The sequence below is a fragment of the Bacillus cereus group sp. N14 genome (genome assembly GCF_016483555.1).
Taxonomy (GTDB): domain Bacteria; phylum Bacillota; class Bacilli; order Bacillales; family Bacillaceae_G; genus Bacillus_A; species Bacillus_A wiedmannii.
Genome location: NZ_JAEHBQ010000145.1, coordinates 1 through 229, shown reverse-complemented (window position 1 = coordinate 229; position 229 = coordinate 1). Strand labels below are relative to the sequence as shown.

The window sequence follows — 229 nt, the reverse complement described above, 5'->3', positions numbered from 1 at the left end:
ACCATACACTGATACCCACTAGTACAACTATGATTAAACCAACGATTCCCTGTTTCATCCCTAATCCTCCCTTTCTTTCCGCTTATTTCGGCAAATAAGGTGCTGGGTCGACTTGACCAAACGTCAAAGATGTTTTGATCTCAAAGTGAAGATGTGGCCCTGTTACTTGCCCTGTTCTTCCGCAAACACCTACCTGTTGACCGACTCCAATGTTTTGACCTTCCTGTAC

1 protein-coding gene is annotated in these 229 nt (G+C 44.5%); it reads right to left on the bottom strand.

Features of this window, described 5'->3' with window-relative positions; translation table 11 throughout:
- Positions 1 to 82: 82 nt before the first annotated feature.
- On the bottom strand, positions 83 to 229 hold a 147-nt coding region (locus tag JDS82_RS29485), incomplete at its 5' end, for a M23 family metallopeptidase (RefSeq protein WP_199714346.1).